This window comes from Geomonas oryzae (assembly GCF_004117875.1).
In the GTDB taxonomy this organism is placed as follows: domain Bacteria; phylum Desulfobacterota; class Desulfuromonadia; order Geobacterales; family Geobacteraceae; genus Geomonas; species Geomonas oryzae.
The window spans coordinates 52,995-67,342 of record NZ_RAHW01000004.1 but is presented as its reverse complement, the minus strand read 5'-3'; the positions used below and the strand labels follow the sequence as shown (position 1 = coordinate 67,342).

Genomic DNA, 14,348 nt, shown 5'->3' with positions numbered 1-14,348 from the left:
TAAAGGGCGCCTGCCTCAGGCCTCGGGCCAGGCCAGACGCAGCCCGAGGGCCATCAGGATGCAGCCGGCCACCTGCCCGATCCGGTTCCCGGCGCCCGCACTGCGGTTCAGCCACCGCCCGATCTCACCGGAGAGAAGCGCCACAAGGCCGAAGCCGAGCATGGTCAGAACGACGAAGGTGCTGCCGAGAACGAGCATCTGCATGGGTACGCCGCCGCGCGAGCGCTCCACGAACTGCGGGAAGAAGGCGAGAAAGAAGAGCGCCACCTTCGGGTTCATGATGTTGGCGAGGATGCTTTGACGAAAGATCACCCGGCAGGCGAGTTCCCCCGCCGCCCCCTCCGGGACGATGGACGCCTTGCTGCGGAGCATCTTGTAGCCGATGTACATGAGATAAGCGGCACCGGCGTACCTTACGCAGGCAAAGGCGGTCGCCGAAGAGGTGATCAGGGCGGAGAGGCCGACGATGGCGAAGAAGGTGTGCGCGAAGTTGCCGAGCGCGAACCCTGCCGCCGCCGCGAGGCCGGCCTTTCTCCCCTGTGCCACGCCGCGCGTCATCACGTAGATGATGTCGGGGCCCGGGGTGAAGATGAGCAGCGTGGAGGCGACGGAGAACAGGGCGAGCTGGGTGAGGGATACCATGGGAACCTCGGGCTAAGGTTAAAGTTGCGTCGGACAAGAAAAAAAAGGGGCCAAGGTTGGGGAGGGAGCCCTCCTCTGCCTTAACCCCTCGATGTCAGCGCCGGTCAGGTTTCTTTTTAGTTTCTGTAGAGCATCTTCAGGATGCTGGAGAGCTGCGCTTTCATCTTGCTCCGCTCGACGATGACGTCCACCATGCCGTGGTCGAGCAGGTACTCGGAACGCTGGAAGCCCTGCGGGAGCTTCTGGCGGATGGTCTGCTCGATGACGCGGGGGCCTGCGAAACCGATGAGCGCCTTCGGCTCGGCCATGTTGACGTCGCCCAGCATCGCGAAGCTCGCGGTGACGCCGCCGGTGGTCGGGTCGGTCAGGATGGAGACGAAGGGAAGCCCGGCCTCGCGGAGCTTGGCAAGGGCCGCGGAGGTCTTCGCCATCTGCATGAGGGAGAGGATGCTCTCCTGCATCCTGGCGCCGCCGGAAGCGGAGACGATGATGCAGGGGGTGCCTTCGGCAAGGGCGCGCTCGATGCCGCGGGTGATCTTCTCGCCCACGACGCTCCCCATGGAGCCCCCCATGAAGGAGAAGTCGAAGACGCACAGCTGCACCGGGGTCCCCTCGATCTTGCCGGAGCCGCAGACGATGGCGTCCTTGCTCCCTTTCTTCGCCAGGGCCTGGTCGATGCGCTCCTGGTAGCTCTTGCTGTCCTTGAACTCGAGGAAGTCGACCGACACCATCCCGGCGTCGAACTCGACGAAGGTCCCCTCGTCGATGAGGAGTTCGATCCTCCTCTTGGTGGAGATGCGGTAGTGGTGGCCGCACTTAGGGCAGACGTTCAGGTTGCTCTCGATGTCCTTCGTATAGATGGTCTCTGCGCAGCTAACGCACTTCGTCCAAAGCCCTTCCGGCACCTTCACCTTGTGCTCCGGCCCTCTTGCCTTAGGCGGGTTGTCTCTTTTGAACCAAGCCATATGTGCCCTCTCGTGGGGAAGTCCCCAACTGTTTTATTTAGTCGTAAATCAGCGCTGTTTCTTAGCAGATCGCTTGATGCATGTCAAACAAAACGGTGCGCCATGCGCGCCAACTTACCGGAATAACGGGATTATCCCGCGGACGATTGCCGCACCCCCTGTTTTAGAGCGCCGACGAAGGAGGAGAGCTCCCGCAGCAGTTCCGCCCCCTGGTATTTCTCGAAATACTTCACCAGGGCGCTCCCCACCACCACGCCGTCGGCGACCTGAGCCACCTGCCCGGCCTGCTCCGGGGTGGATATGCCGAAGCCGACCACGAGCGGCAGGCTGAGCGCGTCCCGCACCTCGGTGACGCGTTCGGCGAGGGTGTCGGCCACCGCGCTCCTCGCACCGGTCACGCCGGTCACCGAGACGTAGTAGATGAAGCCGCTACCCTGGCGCGCAACCGACGCGACGCGCTCGGCGTCCGAGGTCGGCGTCAGGAGGAAGATGAGGTCGAGGCCGCAGCGGTCGGTGTGCTCCTTCAACTCGGGCGCCTCTTCCGGGGGGAGGTCCACGACGAGGAGCGCGTCCACGCCCGCCTTGGCGGCATCGCAGGCGAAGCGCTCGGCCCCGTAGGCGAAGATCGGGTTGAAGTACCCCATGAGGACGATCGGGATCTCTGTTTTCACGCGCAGGCGCGCGACCAGTTCGAGAATGCCCGGGAGCGTGGTCCCCGAGGCCAAGGCCCGGTCCGAGGAGAGCTGGATGGTCGGCCCGTCCGCCATCGGATCGGAGAAGGGTACCCCGAGCTCGATCAGGTCGGCCCCGGCCTTCTCCAGTTCCAGTACCGCCTGTTCGGTGGTGGCGAGGTCCGGGTCGCCGGCGGTGATGAAGGTCACCAGCCCCTTTTCCCCTTTTGCTTTGAGTGCTGCGAATCTATCGGCAATCCTGCCCATGGCAACTCCTTAAAACCTGAAAGACGTTCTACGTTCTACGTTCAACGTTCTACGTTATGAGTTGAAGGCTCCGGCCTTCCGGCGGCTTCCCCTTATAACAAAAAAAGTCCCCCTCGGGGAGAGGGGGATTTGATCGGTACGGCAAAAGAGGGCGCCGGAGGCGTCCCTAGATCTTGAAGGCTTCCATCTCCTGCTTCAGCATCTCGGTCTGGCGGAAGAGCTTGTAGACCGCCTCGTCCATGACACGGGTCGACTCGAGGTTCACCTCGGTCGCCTGCTGGATGTCCTCGACGGACATGACGATCTGCTCGGAGCCGCGGGACTGCTCGTCGCAGGCACGCTTTATGTGACGGATCATCTCGGTGATGCTCTCGGTGGACTGGGCGATCAGGTTCCCCACCTTGTTCTGCTCGCGGGTGGAGGAGAGCACCTGGGAGGTCAGGCTCTTCATGTTCTCGACGGCTGCCATGATGAGCTCGCTCCCCTGCCCCTGCTCGCGGGTCGCCTTGGCGATCTGGGCCACCATCTCGGAGACCTGCTCCATCGCCTCACGGATCATCTGGCTCCCTTTGGCCTGCTCGACGGTGGTGCGGGCAATCTCGGTCACCTGTGCGGTCGCTTCGGTGACCCCTACCACGATCTTGGTGAGCGCCTCGCCGGACTTCTGCGAGAGGAGCTCGCCTTCGGCGATGGAGCGCTCGGACTGATCGATCGCCTCCACCGCGCGCCGGGTCTCGTCCTGCACCGCCCGGATCACCAGGGAGATCTCGCGGGTGGAGCTGGAGGTCCTCTCGGAGAGCTCCTTGATCTCGTCGGCTACGACAGCAAACCCCTTGCCGTGTTCACCGGCCTGGGCCGCGATGATGGCGGCATTCAGGGCCAGAAGGTTCGTCTGCTCGGCGACCTCGTCGATTACGGAGAGGATGTCGCCGATGTCGGTGGCACGCTCGGAAAGGGTCGCGATGACCTCGCTCGTGATCTGCGAGGCGTGCTTGATTTCCTGCATGCCGGTGATCACCGCCTCGACCGCCTCGCGGCCGGTCTCCGCGTCGACGCGGACCGCCTTCGAAATGGCCGCGGTCTCGTTGGCGTTTCGCTCGACCTGCTTGATGGAGCTGTCCATCTCCATGACCGAGGATGCCGTCGCCGTGGATACCTCCATGAGGCTCACAACGCCGTTACCCACCTGCTTTATGGAAGCGCCCATCTCGACGATGGAGGAGCTCACCTCGTTCACCGAGAGTGCGAGGTTCTCCATGTTCTGCACGACCTCCTCGACGCTCGAGGCCATCTCGAGGATGGAGGAGGAGCTTTCCGAGGCGGAAATGGAGAGGGAGTCGACCCCCTGCCCCACCCCTTTCACCGAGGTGTTGATCTGCACGATGGCGGCCGAGGTCTTGGAGACGCTCTCCGCCTGCGTCTTCGCCGACTGCACCACGGTGTGGGAGGCCTTGGCCATGGTATCGGAGATGACCGCGAGTTCGCTCGAGGAGCGGGAGACCTTGCCGATCATCCCGGAGAGCCTGCCGACCATCTCGTTGAAATCGCTGCCGAGCTTGCCGATCTCGTCCTGGTTCCCAAGTTCGATCACGGCGGTGAGATCACCCTCGGCGCCGCGGTTCACGGCGGAGGCCATCGTCCTCACGCGCGTGACGATGTTGCGGGTGATGAGAAGCCCGAGCGCGATGGCCAGCGCCACGGCGACCACGATGACCGCCGCGAAGGTGACCCCTGCCGAACGCTGAATCTCGGTGACCTGCTTGTTCGCCGCGGTCATCTTGTTGCCGACCTCGACCAGGATGTCGTCCAGATCCTCCTTCGCCTTGTCGTTGGCGATGGCGATCTCCTCGTTGGCGAGCTTGTTTAAGCGCGCATCGGCGAGGGCATCCTTGGCCGCCTGGCTGATCACCCCCGGTGGAACCCCCTTCAGTAGGGCTTCTTTACGCGCAATCAGCTCGTCGGCTACCTTCTCGAACTCGCCCCAGCTCGCCAGGAACTGACGGGTGCGCTTCTCGACCACGCTCCCCTTCTCGGCCGGGAGCACGCCGAGCTTCTTGTTCCCCTCAAGGATGATCTGGGCCTGGCTCAGCAGGGTGTCCCGCTTCATCTGGTAGTCGTCGATGTATTCCTGCAGCTTCTCCGGGTCGTTATGAACCAGGGCCGCCTGCATGAGGCTCACGTGGCAGTACTTCTGGGTCACCCCCATGAGGAGCACCAGTTTCTGCTGCTTGGAGAGCTGCTCGAGGATGTTCTGGATCTGGCCGCCGACCCGCTTGATGTTGAGGGCACCGAAACCGCCGGTGAAGGCGACCAGGACGGCCATGATCAGGAACGACCCGATCAGGCGGCTGCGCAGGGTCAGGTCTTTCATGTCGGTTACTTCTCCGATTCAGAGAGGAGGTAGTTCATCAGGTCGACGGAGGCCTTCACTTCGGCCTTGTTCATGTTGGAGTCCGGCTTCCTCAGCATCTTGATGCCGTACGCCTTGGTGGCGTTGCGGTCGAAGGGCTGGCCGGAGATGGGAGCAACACCGGTCTGGATGGCGACGATGGTGCGCTCGAGGGTGTGACATTTGACACATTTGACCCTGACGATCTCGTAGTTCGCCTTCATGGCCGGGGGAAAGGAGGAAGGATCAAGGCGCATGGCGTCGCCCCTGCCGATGACTTTGAGACCGGCGTGGGCCGAGGTTGCGGTGGCTGCGACGAGGAGCATGGTAACGAGGAGCTTTTTCATAGGGGTGCTGATTCCTCCGAGACATTATCTACGACGGCAGAAGCCGCCGTGCTGAGCATTTCCGGTGCCTTAAGCTAGAGGCTGAAGGCGATGGAGGCGAAAGCGATGTTGCCCGTCCCCTCCGGGGCGATGCTGTGGGTGTACTCAAGCGACAGCCTAAGGTTCTGCAACGGGGCATAGGCCAGGCCCGGGGTTAAACGTTTTACCGAGCCGTAGCCGGCGTTCAGGTACTCGTAGCGGAAAAGCGGGACCAGGCTGACCGGCGCGCCGAGGTAGTACTCGCCTTCCAGGGTGTAGGCGCGGCTGTCCACGCTCGCAGCGAAGAGAGAGAAGTCGGGGTTGGAATCCCTGCCGAAGCTGCCGCTTCCCTTCAGATGCAGGCGTTTGTAAAGGATGTCGGCCTCTGCGCCGATGCGGCGGAAGTTGTTGCGGTTTCGCGAGATGCCGTCGCCGTCCAGCTCGCCGTTTTGCCCCCAGTAGCCGAAGCCGCCCAGGGTCACGCTCAAAAAGTCCCAGATGCTGTCATGCTCCAGGTCCACCTCGGGCTCCTGTCCCTTCAGGTCGGTCCCGCCGATCTTGTAGGAGATGTGCCCGTAGCCGTCCTCGCGGTCCTGGCCGTTTCGGTCCACGACGCCCGCCGCGACGAAGAGGCGGTTGCCGAGAAGCGCGTTGAGCTCGACGCCGTCTTCGGTCGCGTCGCTGCTGAACGGGGAGAAACCGACGCGGTAGGTGGTCGAGGCGTAGGACGGAACCGGAAGGATGCGGTTGCTCTTCTTCCAGAGGGAGAGTTTCGGCTCGAACCGTCCGACCTTTACATTTATCGGCGTGCCGGCGGCCTGGCGCCATACGATGAACAGTTCGTCGAGGTCGGGGGTGTTGCCGGGAGGAACGTTGGTGTTCGCTGCGGGGGTGGAGAGGGTCGAAGCCCGCTGCATCCCCTGGGAGTAGAGGTTGTAGGTCGCGAAGAAGCCGACCAGGTCGCGGAAGGAGCCCCCCGCCTGCAGCGTGATGGATCTTGCCGAAAGGTCGACCTTGTTGCCGTCGGCGGCGTCCTCGTCGTAGGCTAGGTCGGCGCTCGCGGTGAGCGAAATCGGGATCTGCTGCGGCAGGCCGGAGATGGCGGCCCACTCGTTGCCCACCGGCTCGGCGCCCTTTGCCGCCTCGCCCTTCTTGTGGGGCCACACGTAGCCGTTTTTCAGGAAGGCGTCGCCGAACTCGTTCAGTTCGGGGTAGATGGTGTGGCAGGTGGAACATTCCGTCTTGTGCTGCCGGCTGAAGGCGGGTATCGCATCGGCATGACCCGGGACCAGCAGGGGAGCAAGGGAGACACCGAGAAAGAACATGACTGCGGAAGTATGCTTTTTGAGAAACATGATGGACTCCTGCATTGCAATCAGCACTGAAAATTAAATACAACTAATGGCACTGGCCCGGCTGAATTCCCCGCCTGATGCATACTTGGCGCAATTGGACGGATGATTATTACAATATTGACGAAGTGAAGTCAACTTAACAAAAAGGAGGAAACAGAAAAGCGCCGCCCCTGTGAGCCGATACTCATTTTTCTCTACTTTTTTGCTGTGGATAATGCTATAAGATAGCGTCTAAAATTCTGGGAGGGCATGCTATGTTGCTAAGAAATATTGTATTCATAATCCTCATTTCTCTCCTTCTCGCCGCATGCGGGAGCAGCACCACCGGTACCTCGGGGAGTGTTTCCAAACTCGCCCAATCCCAGAAATGCATGGACGCGAGCTGTCACGGCGGCTCGGTCTCCCCCGGTACGGGAGAGCTCATCGTAAAGGAGTGGATGGCCTCATCCCACAACACCGCCAACGCGGCAGGATGCGCCGACTGCCACGAACCCCATCCCGGGCATCCGAGCTCCTGCTCCAAGTGCCACGGCGGCGGCAGCGGCGTAGCACTCCAGAATCCGGACGCCTCGGGCAAATGCGGCAAATGCCACGGCCTCTCCCACCCGACCGATCTCATGGTCAGGCTTGCACCGCAGCACTTCGGCAACATGACGACCAGCTTCTCCGACAGCAAGTACCGCGCCTCGTACGTGAGCTCGAACTACGTCGGCAACTGCCGCAAGTGTCATAACCCGCACAACCCGACCGCGGCCATCAACGTGAACAGGGACTGGGCCGACTCCGGGCACGGCAACGTGACCAAGGCCAGGTCCAACTACGACTTCAAGACCCGTGGCACCTACGAACCGGCCGCCACCACCTTCCAGTACTACTGCGTGCGCTGCCACACCTCCACCGGCTACATCAACTTCGTGACCAGCGGCTTCAAGGTTCAGAAACCCTTTGCCGGTCCGAACTACCAGGTGGTGCAGAACTACCCCCAGAAAGTGGCTCCCGGCGCGGCGCAGCCTGCGGACACCCCGTCGCCGGACAAGACTAAGGAAGTCACCGGCTGCGACGTATGCCACGACAACGGCAAGGGACGCTCCTACAGCTGGGTGGCACGCACCGTCGCCCCTGCCGTCATCTATTACAACTTCTCGTCGGCCAACAGCTCCCCGACGGTGAAACTGAACAACAAGGCAACGACCTACCCCGACGTCACCGCATCCAACATCTGCGTCCCCTGCCACTCCGGCCGTGGCATCGGCTCGATGATCTATGACGCGGTTGCCGCCGGGATGGACTTCAGCAACACCAACACCCCGGGAGCCCACGACCGCGCCGCGGCAACCCTGGTCTTCCGCACCGGGGGGTATGAGTTCCCCGGCCGCAACTACGTTCCGGACTACTACCTGCACAGGCTCATCGGCGTCGCAAACGAGCACGGCACCGGCAACAGCGGCCCCTGCGTGACCTGCCACATGAACAGCAACGCCACGCACACCTTCCTCCCGGTGGAAGAGGACAGCCAAGGCATCATCTCGGCCATCACCAGCAAGACCTGCGCCCACTGTCACATAGGCGATCACGAGCTGAGCCCGGCATTCCTGCAATCCGAAAAGGACGGCTACGCCGCAGCCCTCGCGATGTTGAACGTTCTCAAGACCGACCCGTCCCTGCCGGCCAGCACGCTCAACCCCTCGCGCTCCAAGGTGCGCCCTCTGGCGAACAAGAACTCCGACTACAACGCCGCGTTCCCCGGCGGCGGCGCCAACACCATGGGTGCGTTCTTCAACTCGAGCCTGCTGCAAAACGACCCCGGCGCCTTCGCGCACAACCGCATCTACACCAAGCGGCTCATCTACGATTCCATCGACTGGCTCAACAACGGCATCCTCGACAACGACGTGGAAAGCGCCATCAACAACGCCACCCTTGCCGTGAACAGCGGCACCGGCAAGGTATCGCTCAGCAACCCGATCATGGGAGGGTACTTCATCGCGTCGCAGGTCCCGAGCACGGCCTACGCGGACGCCTTTGCCAAGGTCAAGGCGGATGCCATAAAGTACCTGTTGGGTGGCCCGGGTGGGGCGCGTCCATAAGGCGGACCATGAAGATACTTCTGCATATATGCTGTGGCCCCTGCGCCATCTATCCGGTCAAGGAGCTCCGCTCCGCCGGGCTTGACGTCACGGGGCTCTTCTTCAACCACAACATCCACCCCTACACGGAGTACAAGCTCCGGATGGAGGCGCTGAAGAGTTACGCGCAGATGGTGGAACTCGAGGTGATCTACCGGGAGGAATACCTCCTGGAGGAGTTTCTCTCGAACGTGGCGGGCGAGCCGCAGGGGCGCTGCGCCTACTGCTACCGCTCGAGGCTCGAGGAAGCGGCGAGAACCGCGGCGGAGCTGGGCTTTAGCCGGTTCAGCTCCACCCTTCTCTACAGCAGGTACCAAAACCAGCAGATGATACGCGAACTTGGTGTCAAACTTGGCGAGCGTTACGGGGTGGAATTCCACTACGAGGACTTCAGGACCGGCTGGCAGGAAGGGATCAACCTTTCCAAGGAAATGGGTCTTTACCGCCAGAAATACTGCGGCTGCATCTACAGCGAGAAGGAACGCTACGTCAGGAAGTAGGCCATAGCGCTGCAATAGCCCCGGCGTTCCCCCCTTTGCGAAGGTTCATCGGGGAATTCCGGGGAACGGCGACAAGTGTGTCCACGAAGCGCTGCAGGTGACCTCGCGCTCCCCCCTTTGCGAAGGGGGAGCCTGCCCCACGTAGCCTTGGCGAAGGGGGGACGGGGGGGATTTACCCACACCCTACAGCCACCTCAAGCAAACCACAGGACCAAAGATGCCCTCCTTCGGCAAATCCCTCATCATACTAGGGCTCATCATCGCCGCCATCGGCGCCGTCTTCACCCTCGCCGGAAAGATCCCCTGGATAGGACGGCTGCCGGGCGATATCTACGTGAAGAAGGAGAACTTCACCTTCTACTTCCCGCTCGCCACCAGCATCATCATCTCGCTCTTATTATCCCTGATCCTCTGGTTCTTCCGCAGGTAAGGCGGCCCGCAGCGGCACGATCTTCCCCCCCTTCTCCAGCTCGAAGAGGTCCCCGCGCCAGCGCACGCGGTTGCCGACAAGAGACAATCCCCACACTACGAACGAAAGCGCGTCGCGCAGCGGTACGAGCCACAGCCAGCGCGGCAGAAGCCGGTCCTTGACGAGCGCCCGGCTGTACGCCGTCGATACCAGGGAGCGCACGAGGTAGAGAAGCGCCGCCGCCCCCCACCCCACCGCGGAGAAGCCGGAAACGAGAACCGCAAGGAGCGCCCCAGGGAAAGGGAGCGTGATCCCGGAGGCGAGATACCCCCCCGGGCGGGAGACGCGCATGGTGCGCCCCCAGCGCAACTGCCGCGACAGGAGTTCGGAGAGCTTCTCGTCCCCGCGCATCATGCTCTCCACGAAGTACGGTGAAAGCTCGAGCCGGTACCCCGCCTTGAAGATCATGTTCCCGAGTTGGTAGTCGTCGGCCAGGTAATCGACCAGCGCCTCGAAGCCCCCGATTTTCTCCAAAGCCTCCCGCCGCACCGCCATCGACGCCCCAAGCGCGAAGGAAAGCCCCTCGAGCTTCAGCGCCGTCATCACGTTGGGCATCATCTCGCAGCAAAAGCCGAGCGCCTCGATGGCGCACCCCGCCCCCCGCACCTCGGTGCTGCGGTATAGCGAGGTGACCAGCCCGACCTTCGGATCGGCGAAGGGGGCGCACACCGCGCGCAGGTACCCCTTTTCCACCCTGATGTCGCTGTCGCAGACGACGATGAGCGGGTGCTTCGCCCTCGCGTAGGCGTGCATGAGGTTGCAGACCTTGTAGTTCGAGCCGTGTATGGAGGAATCGACGACGAGCTCGATGTCCCGCTCGGGAAAGGAGTCGATGAGGCGGCGGATGATGGGGATCACCGGATCGTCGCCCGAGGCGACGGCGAAGACGATCTGGTACTCGGGGTAGTCCTGGACGCAGAAAGAGGCGAAGTTCTCGAAGCTGTCGCCGTCGACGCCGCGCACCGGCTTCAGGATGGAGACCGGCGGTGCGTGATCGGGCAGCGGTTTTATGCCGCGGAAGAAACTCCGCCCGCAGTGCAGGGTGATCGCGGCGTAGGCGAGCGAGGGGGCGACCAGGAGAAACGGGAGGGCGTCGCGTAACATCAGCGGATCCTTTCCACGAAGACGAGATAAGGTGCGATTTCAGGGCGGTTCAACTGCCGGTGGCGCCAGACGTTGAAGCGGCCGGGGTGCAGGGAGGCCGCCCAGTTCTCGACAGCTTGCGCCTCCTCGGGACCGCCCTCGTGCCCGGTGTATAGGGCGACGGTGAGGATGCCCCCCGGGGCTAGGAGTTGTGCCGCCTGCTCCAAAGCGGCGACGGTATTGGCCGGGTCGGTGATGAGGGAGGCGTCCCCGCCCGGGAGGTAGCCCAGGTTGAAGACGGCCGCCGCGATTCCCTCCGGCACGAACTCGCCGAGCCGTTCGTGTCCCGCCTCGATGAGACGCACCGGGTCGAGGCATCCTTCCCGCTCGAGGAGTTCCCGGGTAGCTGCGATGGCGACCGGCTGGACGTCGAAGGCCCATACCGTTCCGGCTTCCCCGACCAGTCGGGCGAGCAGAAGCGTGTCGAACCCGTTGCCGCAGGTAGCGTCCACGACCAGATCCCCCGGTCGCACCCGCCCCCTCAGGAAGTAGTGCGACAAGGGCACCGCCCCGCGCAGGGTTTCAGGTTTTTTCGAAGTACTCAAGACATCCCCCACAGTCTGGATACGAGGGCCGGCCCCAAAGTCGCCGAAGCGTAACAGTCCCCGCCCCCGGAGGGGGAGGGACGGGAGGGGGATGATTTGCTCAGTTGCGCTTCCCCCCTCCCGACCTCCCCCCTCCGGGGGGAGGAGTTATTTATTTTTTCGCAGCCAGCGTCAGCACCGCCGGCAGCGTGACCATGAAGGCGATCTGGCAGGCGACCATCCCGAGCGACATCACGGCACCGATGCTGAATACCCCTTGGTGCCGAGCCACCATGAGTGCGCCGAAACTCGCCATGATGGTCAGCGTGTTCAGCAATACGCCAACGCCGGTGGAACTTAGAATCACGCTCCCCGCACTCCCCTCCTCACGCCGATAGCGGTTGATGATGTAGATCCCGGAGTCGACCGCGATACCGAGCACCAGTGGCATCACGATGATGTTCGCGGAGTTGAAGCTGATGCCGAAAATCCACATGCCGCTCACCATGAAGAGGAGCCCGACGATGAGCGGAACGAGCCCGATGAGCGCGAACTTGACACTCCTGAAGGCGACGAGCAGGATGCCGACGATGGCGGCGAAGGCGTAGATGAAGGCGAGGCGGTAGGAGTCGCGCATGATGGTCATCGACTCGTAGACCATCACCGGCTCCCCGGTCGCATGGGCGTCGACGCTGCGCACGTCTTTGAGGAACGCCTCGAGCGGCTCGCGGTTGAAGATCTCCTTTTTCGGCGCCACCTGGAGCATGAGTTTCCCGGTCTTGCCGACGAAGCGCGAGCGTAGTTCCTTCGGGACATCCGCCTCGGTCACCGGCTTCGCGGCGAGGCTTTGCTTCAGCATTTCTATCTTCGCAGGGAGGTCACGGAACATCCCCCCCTGGAAATCCTGCAGCATGCCGACGGCGTTGCGGTCGCGCTCCTTCTCGAGACCTGCGAAGAACCGGTCCAGGGTTGCCACGAAGGCGGCCGCCTGCTTCGCCTCGGGGCGGTGCTCCTTCTCGAGGCGCTCCTTCACCGCCACTGAGGCGTTCCTGAAGGCCTCGAAGACGCGCGGGAGCTCCATCAGGGAGAGGTCCTCCTCGTACGGGGCGGGCTTCACGTCGGCGAGCTCCCGGCGCACCGCATCGAGTTCCGCGAGCTTCTCCGCCTGGTGGTCCGGCACGAGCGTATTTATGCTCACCACGTGGTCCACGGTCGGGAGCGCCTCGAGCCTCGCGCTCTTCGCGCGCGCATCCTCGGCGTCCTTCGCCATGACGACGGCGAAGTAGCCACTATTCTCCTTGCTCCTCATCAACTTGTAGGCGTAGTTTACCGATTCGAGCCCCTTCGCCTGCAAGTTCATCAGGTTGTAGTCGAAGGAGACGCGCGAGAGGGGATAGAGCGAGGCTACGCAAAGAAGGGCGGTAAGTAGGATCACGCTCTTCGGGTTGCCGAAGACGCTGCGGGCAAGCAGCCTGTCCTCCAGCTCGATGGATCCTTTAACCGGAGATGGCTTCTTGCGGTAACGCACCAGGAGAACCAGCATGGCGGGAAGCACCGTGAAGGTGACGAGGACGCAGATGACGACCCCCCCGGCGGCGATGATGCCGAGTTCGGAGATGCCGCGGAAGTCGGTGAAGACGAAGGTCAGAAAGGCGGCGGCGACGGTGGCCGCTGCCATGACGATGGCCCAGACGTTGCGGGTGAGCCCGGTCTCGAGGGCGGGAAGCTCGGGGGCACCCCGGCGCAGCTCCTCCTGGTAGCGCAGCACCACCTGGATGCCGTACTCGATGCCGATGCCGATCAGCATGACCGCGAACACCATGGAGAGTATGTTCAGGTGCCCGACCGCGACGGTGGCGAAGCCGAAGGAGACCGAGATGGCGACGAGCAGCGAGACCATGGCGGCGACGACGTTAAGCACGCCGCGGAAGGCGAAGAGAAGCAGGACCGTGGTGAGCGCCAGCGAGACCACGGTGGCGAGCGTGATGTCCTTCTCGCTCGTCGCCATCTCCTCGTTTTCCAATACCGGTGTGCCGGTGAGCCCGACGGTCACCCCTTTGAACTCCGGAAGCGCCTTAAGCCGCGCCACCTCGCCCCGCACCACCGCGATGGCCGCCCCGGCCGGCACGAAGCCAGACATGTCGCGCACCGGGAGCGCGGTGAGGATCTGCTGGCGCCCCGCACGTGCAAAGGCCGAATCCTGGTTCATGAAGACGCTTTCCATGGAAGGGACGCTCCCCTTCCCGGTCCCGAAGCTCGTGAACCCGGCGCCCAGCTTGTCCAGCATGAACATTATCTCGGGGAGTTTCTTCTCATCACCGGCCAGGTACTGATCCATGCTCCCGGTCAGATGGGTGAAGAGGGTCTGCACCGAAGGCTTTGCGGAAAGCGCGCGCAGGACGGGTGCGGCGAGGGTCAGGTTGCGGCGCAACTCCTTTATGTCCTCAAGCGGCATGAAAAGCAGGCCGTTGTCCCGGAAAAACGGCAAAGCGTACGGGTAGAAGACGTCCGAGAAATGCGCCTTGTCCTTGGCTAGGACGTCGTGCAGCCGGGTTCCGAAGGCCCCGACCCGCTCCGGGTCCTGCCCCTCGATGACCACGACGATATCTTCCATGCTGCCGAACTCGGCGCGGAAGGCCTGGTAGTCCCGGTTGAAAGCGGTGTTGCGGGGCATGAGGTCGTCACGCCCGGTCAGAAACTCCATACGCTGCGATGTGAGCCACAGCGAAAGTACGGAGAGCACGAGTGCGACGGCGAGCACCAGCCAGGGGCGCCGCGCCGCGAAGGAGAAGAGGAGGCTGCTTTTAGCCGATTCTTTCATGGGAGAGTTGCCTTTGCGTGCGAAAAGTTAAGACGCCGCAACCTAGCACACACTACCAGCACAATCAACACCGCGAAGCAACTCATTGTTTTCATTAGGAAAAAAAATAAT

12 protein-coding genes are annotated in these 14,348 nt (G+C 62.9%); 3 read left to right on the top strand and 9 right to left on the bottom strand.

The window, feature by feature from the left end; translation table 11 throughout:
* Window positions 1-15: 15 nt before the first annotated feature.
* The 6 genes from D6Z24_RS11030 to D6Z24_RS11005 form a co-directional block, all read right to left on the bottom strand.
* Window positions 16-642 (bottom strand): LysE family translocator, encoded by a 627-nt coding sequence (locus tag D6Z24_RS11030; protein ID WP_129126647.1) that lies wholly within the window; start codon window positions 640-642, stop codon window positions 16-18.
* A gap of 116 nt (window positions 643-758) precedes the next feature.
* Window positions 759-1,607, bottom strand: a complete 849-nt coding sequence (gene accD / locus D6Z24_RS11025; protein WP_129126646.1) for an acetyl-CoA carboxylase, carboxyltransferase subunit beta — start codon at window positions 1,605-1,607, stop codon at window positions 759-761.
* Between the two features lie 131 nt (window positions 1,608-1,738).
* Window positions 1,739-2,545, bottom strand: coding sequence for a tryptophan synthase subunit alpha (gene trpA, locus D6Z24_RS11020; protein WP_129126645.1), 807 nt, complete (start codon window positions 2,543-2,545; stop codon window positions 1,739-1,741).
* Window positions 2,546-2,711: 166 nt separating this feature from the next.
* Window positions 2,712-4,916, bottom strand: coding sequence for a methyl-accepting chemotaxis protein (locus D6Z24_RS11015; RefSeq protein ID WP_129126644.1), 2,205 nt, complete (start codon window positions 4,914-4,916; stop codon window positions 2,712-2,714).
* Between the two features lie 5 nt (window positions 4,917-4,921).
* Window positions 4,922-5,281 (bottom strand): cytochrome C, encoded by a 360-nt coding sequence (locus D6Z24_RS11010; protein ID WP_129126643.1) that lies wholly within the window; start codon window positions 5,279-5,281, stop codon window positions 4,922-4,924.
* A 74-nt stretch (window positions 5,282-5,355) separates the two neighbouring features.
* Entirely contained in the window at window positions 5,356-6,654 is a 1,299-nt protein-coding gene (locus tag D6Z24_RS11005; RefSeq protein ID WP_129126642.1) for a cytochrome C, read from the bottom strand.
* Window positions 6,655-6,908: 254 nt separating this feature from the next.
* Between D6Z24_RS11005 and D6Z24_RS11000 the strand changes: the two genes are divergently transcribed.
* The 3 genes from D6Z24_RS11000 (at window position 6,909) to D6Z24_RS10990 (ending at window position 9,710) form a co-directional block, all read left to right on the top strand.
* Window positions 6,909-8,741, top strand: coding sequence for a cytochrome C (locus D6Z24_RS11000; RefSeq protein WP_129126641.1), 1,833 nt, complete (start codon window positions 6,909-6,911; stop codon window positions 8,739-8,741).
* 8 nt (window positions 8,742-8,749) lie between these two features.
* Entirely contained in the window at window positions 8,750-9,280 is a 531-nt protein-coding gene (locus tag D6Z24_RS10995) for an epoxyqueuosine reductase QueH (RefSeq protein ID WP_129126640.1), read from the top strand.
* A gap of 217 nt (window positions 9,281-9,497) precedes the next feature.
* A complete protein-coding gene (locus D6Z24_RS10990; protein WP_129126639.1) occupies window positions 9,498-9,710 on the top strand; it encodes a DUF2905 domain-containing protein in 213 nt (70 codons plus the stop codon).
* Here D6Z24_RS10990 and hpnI read toward each other — a convergent pair.
* The 3 genes from hpnI to D6Z24_RS10975 all read right to left on the bottom strand — a co-directional run bounded on the left by hpnI (window position 9,678) and on the right by D6Z24_RS10975 (window position 14,237).
* Window positions 9,678-10,853, bottom strand: a complete 1,176-nt coding sequence (gene hpnI, locus D6Z24_RS10985; protein WP_129126638.1) for a bacteriohopanetetrol glucosamine biosynthesis glycosyltransferase HpnI — start codon at window positions 10,851-10,853, stop codon at window positions 9,678-9,680. The genes D6Z24_RS10990 and hpnI overlap by 33 nt on opposite strands.
* On the bottom strand, window positions 10,853-11,437 hold the full coding sequence (locus D6Z24_RS10980) for a tRNA (mnm(5)s(2)U34)-methyltransferase (RefSeq protein WP_162605116.1): 585 nt from the start codon (window positions 11,435-11,437) through the stop codon (window positions 10,853-10,855). The genes hpnI and D6Z24_RS10980 overlap by 1 nt, the downstream gene beginning before the upstream one ends.
* 151 nt (window positions 11,438-11,588) lie before the next feature.
* Window positions 11,589-14,237, bottom strand: a complete 2,649-nt coding sequence (locus D6Z24_RS10975) for an MMPL family transporter (RefSeq protein WP_129126636.1) — start codon at window positions 14,235-14,237, stop codon at window positions 11,589-11,591.
* Window positions 14,238-14,348 lie beyond the last annotated feature (111 nt).

What these genes read in the sequence shown, in the direction of transcription:
- D6Z24_RS11030 (WP_129126647.1), bottom strand. Translation starts at nt 642, where the DNA reads ATGGTATCCCTCACCCAGCTCGCCCTGTTCTCCGTCGCCTCCACGCTG.
- accD (WP_129126646.1), bottom strand. Translation starts at nt 1,607, where the DNA reads ATGGCTTGGTTCAAAAGAGACAACCCGCCTAAGGCAAGAGGGCCGGAG.
- trpA (WP_129126645.1), bottom strand. Translation starts at nt 2,545, where the DNA reads ATGGGCAGGATTGCCGATAGATTCGCAGCACTCAAAGCAAAAGGGGAA.
- D6Z24_RS11015 (WP_129126644.1), bottom strand. Translation starts at nt 4,916, where the DNA reads ATGAAAGACCTGACCCTGCGCAGCCGCCTGATCGGGTCGTTCCTGATC.
- D6Z24_RS11010 (WP_129126643.1), bottom strand. Translation starts at nt 5,281, where the DNA reads ATGAAAAAGCTCCTCGTTACCATGCTCCTCGTCGCAGCCACCGCAACC.
- D6Z24_RS11005 (WP_129126642.1), bottom strand. Translation starts at nt 6,654, where the DNA reads ATGTTTCTCAAAAAGCATACTTCCGCAGTCATGTTCTTTCTCGGTGTC.
- D6Z24_RS11000 (WP_129126641.1), top strand. Translation starts at nt 6,909, where the DNA reads ATGTTGCTAAGAAATATTGTATTCATAATCCTCATTTCTCTCCTTCTC.
- D6Z24_RS10995 (WP_129126640.1), top strand. Translation starts at nt 8,750, where the DNA reads ATGAAGATACTTCTGCATATATGCTGTGGCCCCTGCGCCATCTATCCG.
- D6Z24_RS10990 (WP_129126639.1), top strand. Translation starts at nt 9,498, where the DNA reads ATGCCCTCCTTCGGCAAATCCCTCATCATACTAGGGCTCATCATCGCC.
- hpnI (WP_129126638.1), bottom strand. Translation starts at nt 10,853, where the DNA reads ATGTTACGCGACGCCCTCCCGTTTCTCCTGGTCGCCCCCTCGCTCGCC.
- D6Z24_RS10975 (WP_129126636.1), bottom strand. Translation starts at nt 14,237, where the DNA reads ATGAAAGAATCGGCTAAAAGCAGCCTCCTCTTCTCCTTCGCGGCGCGG.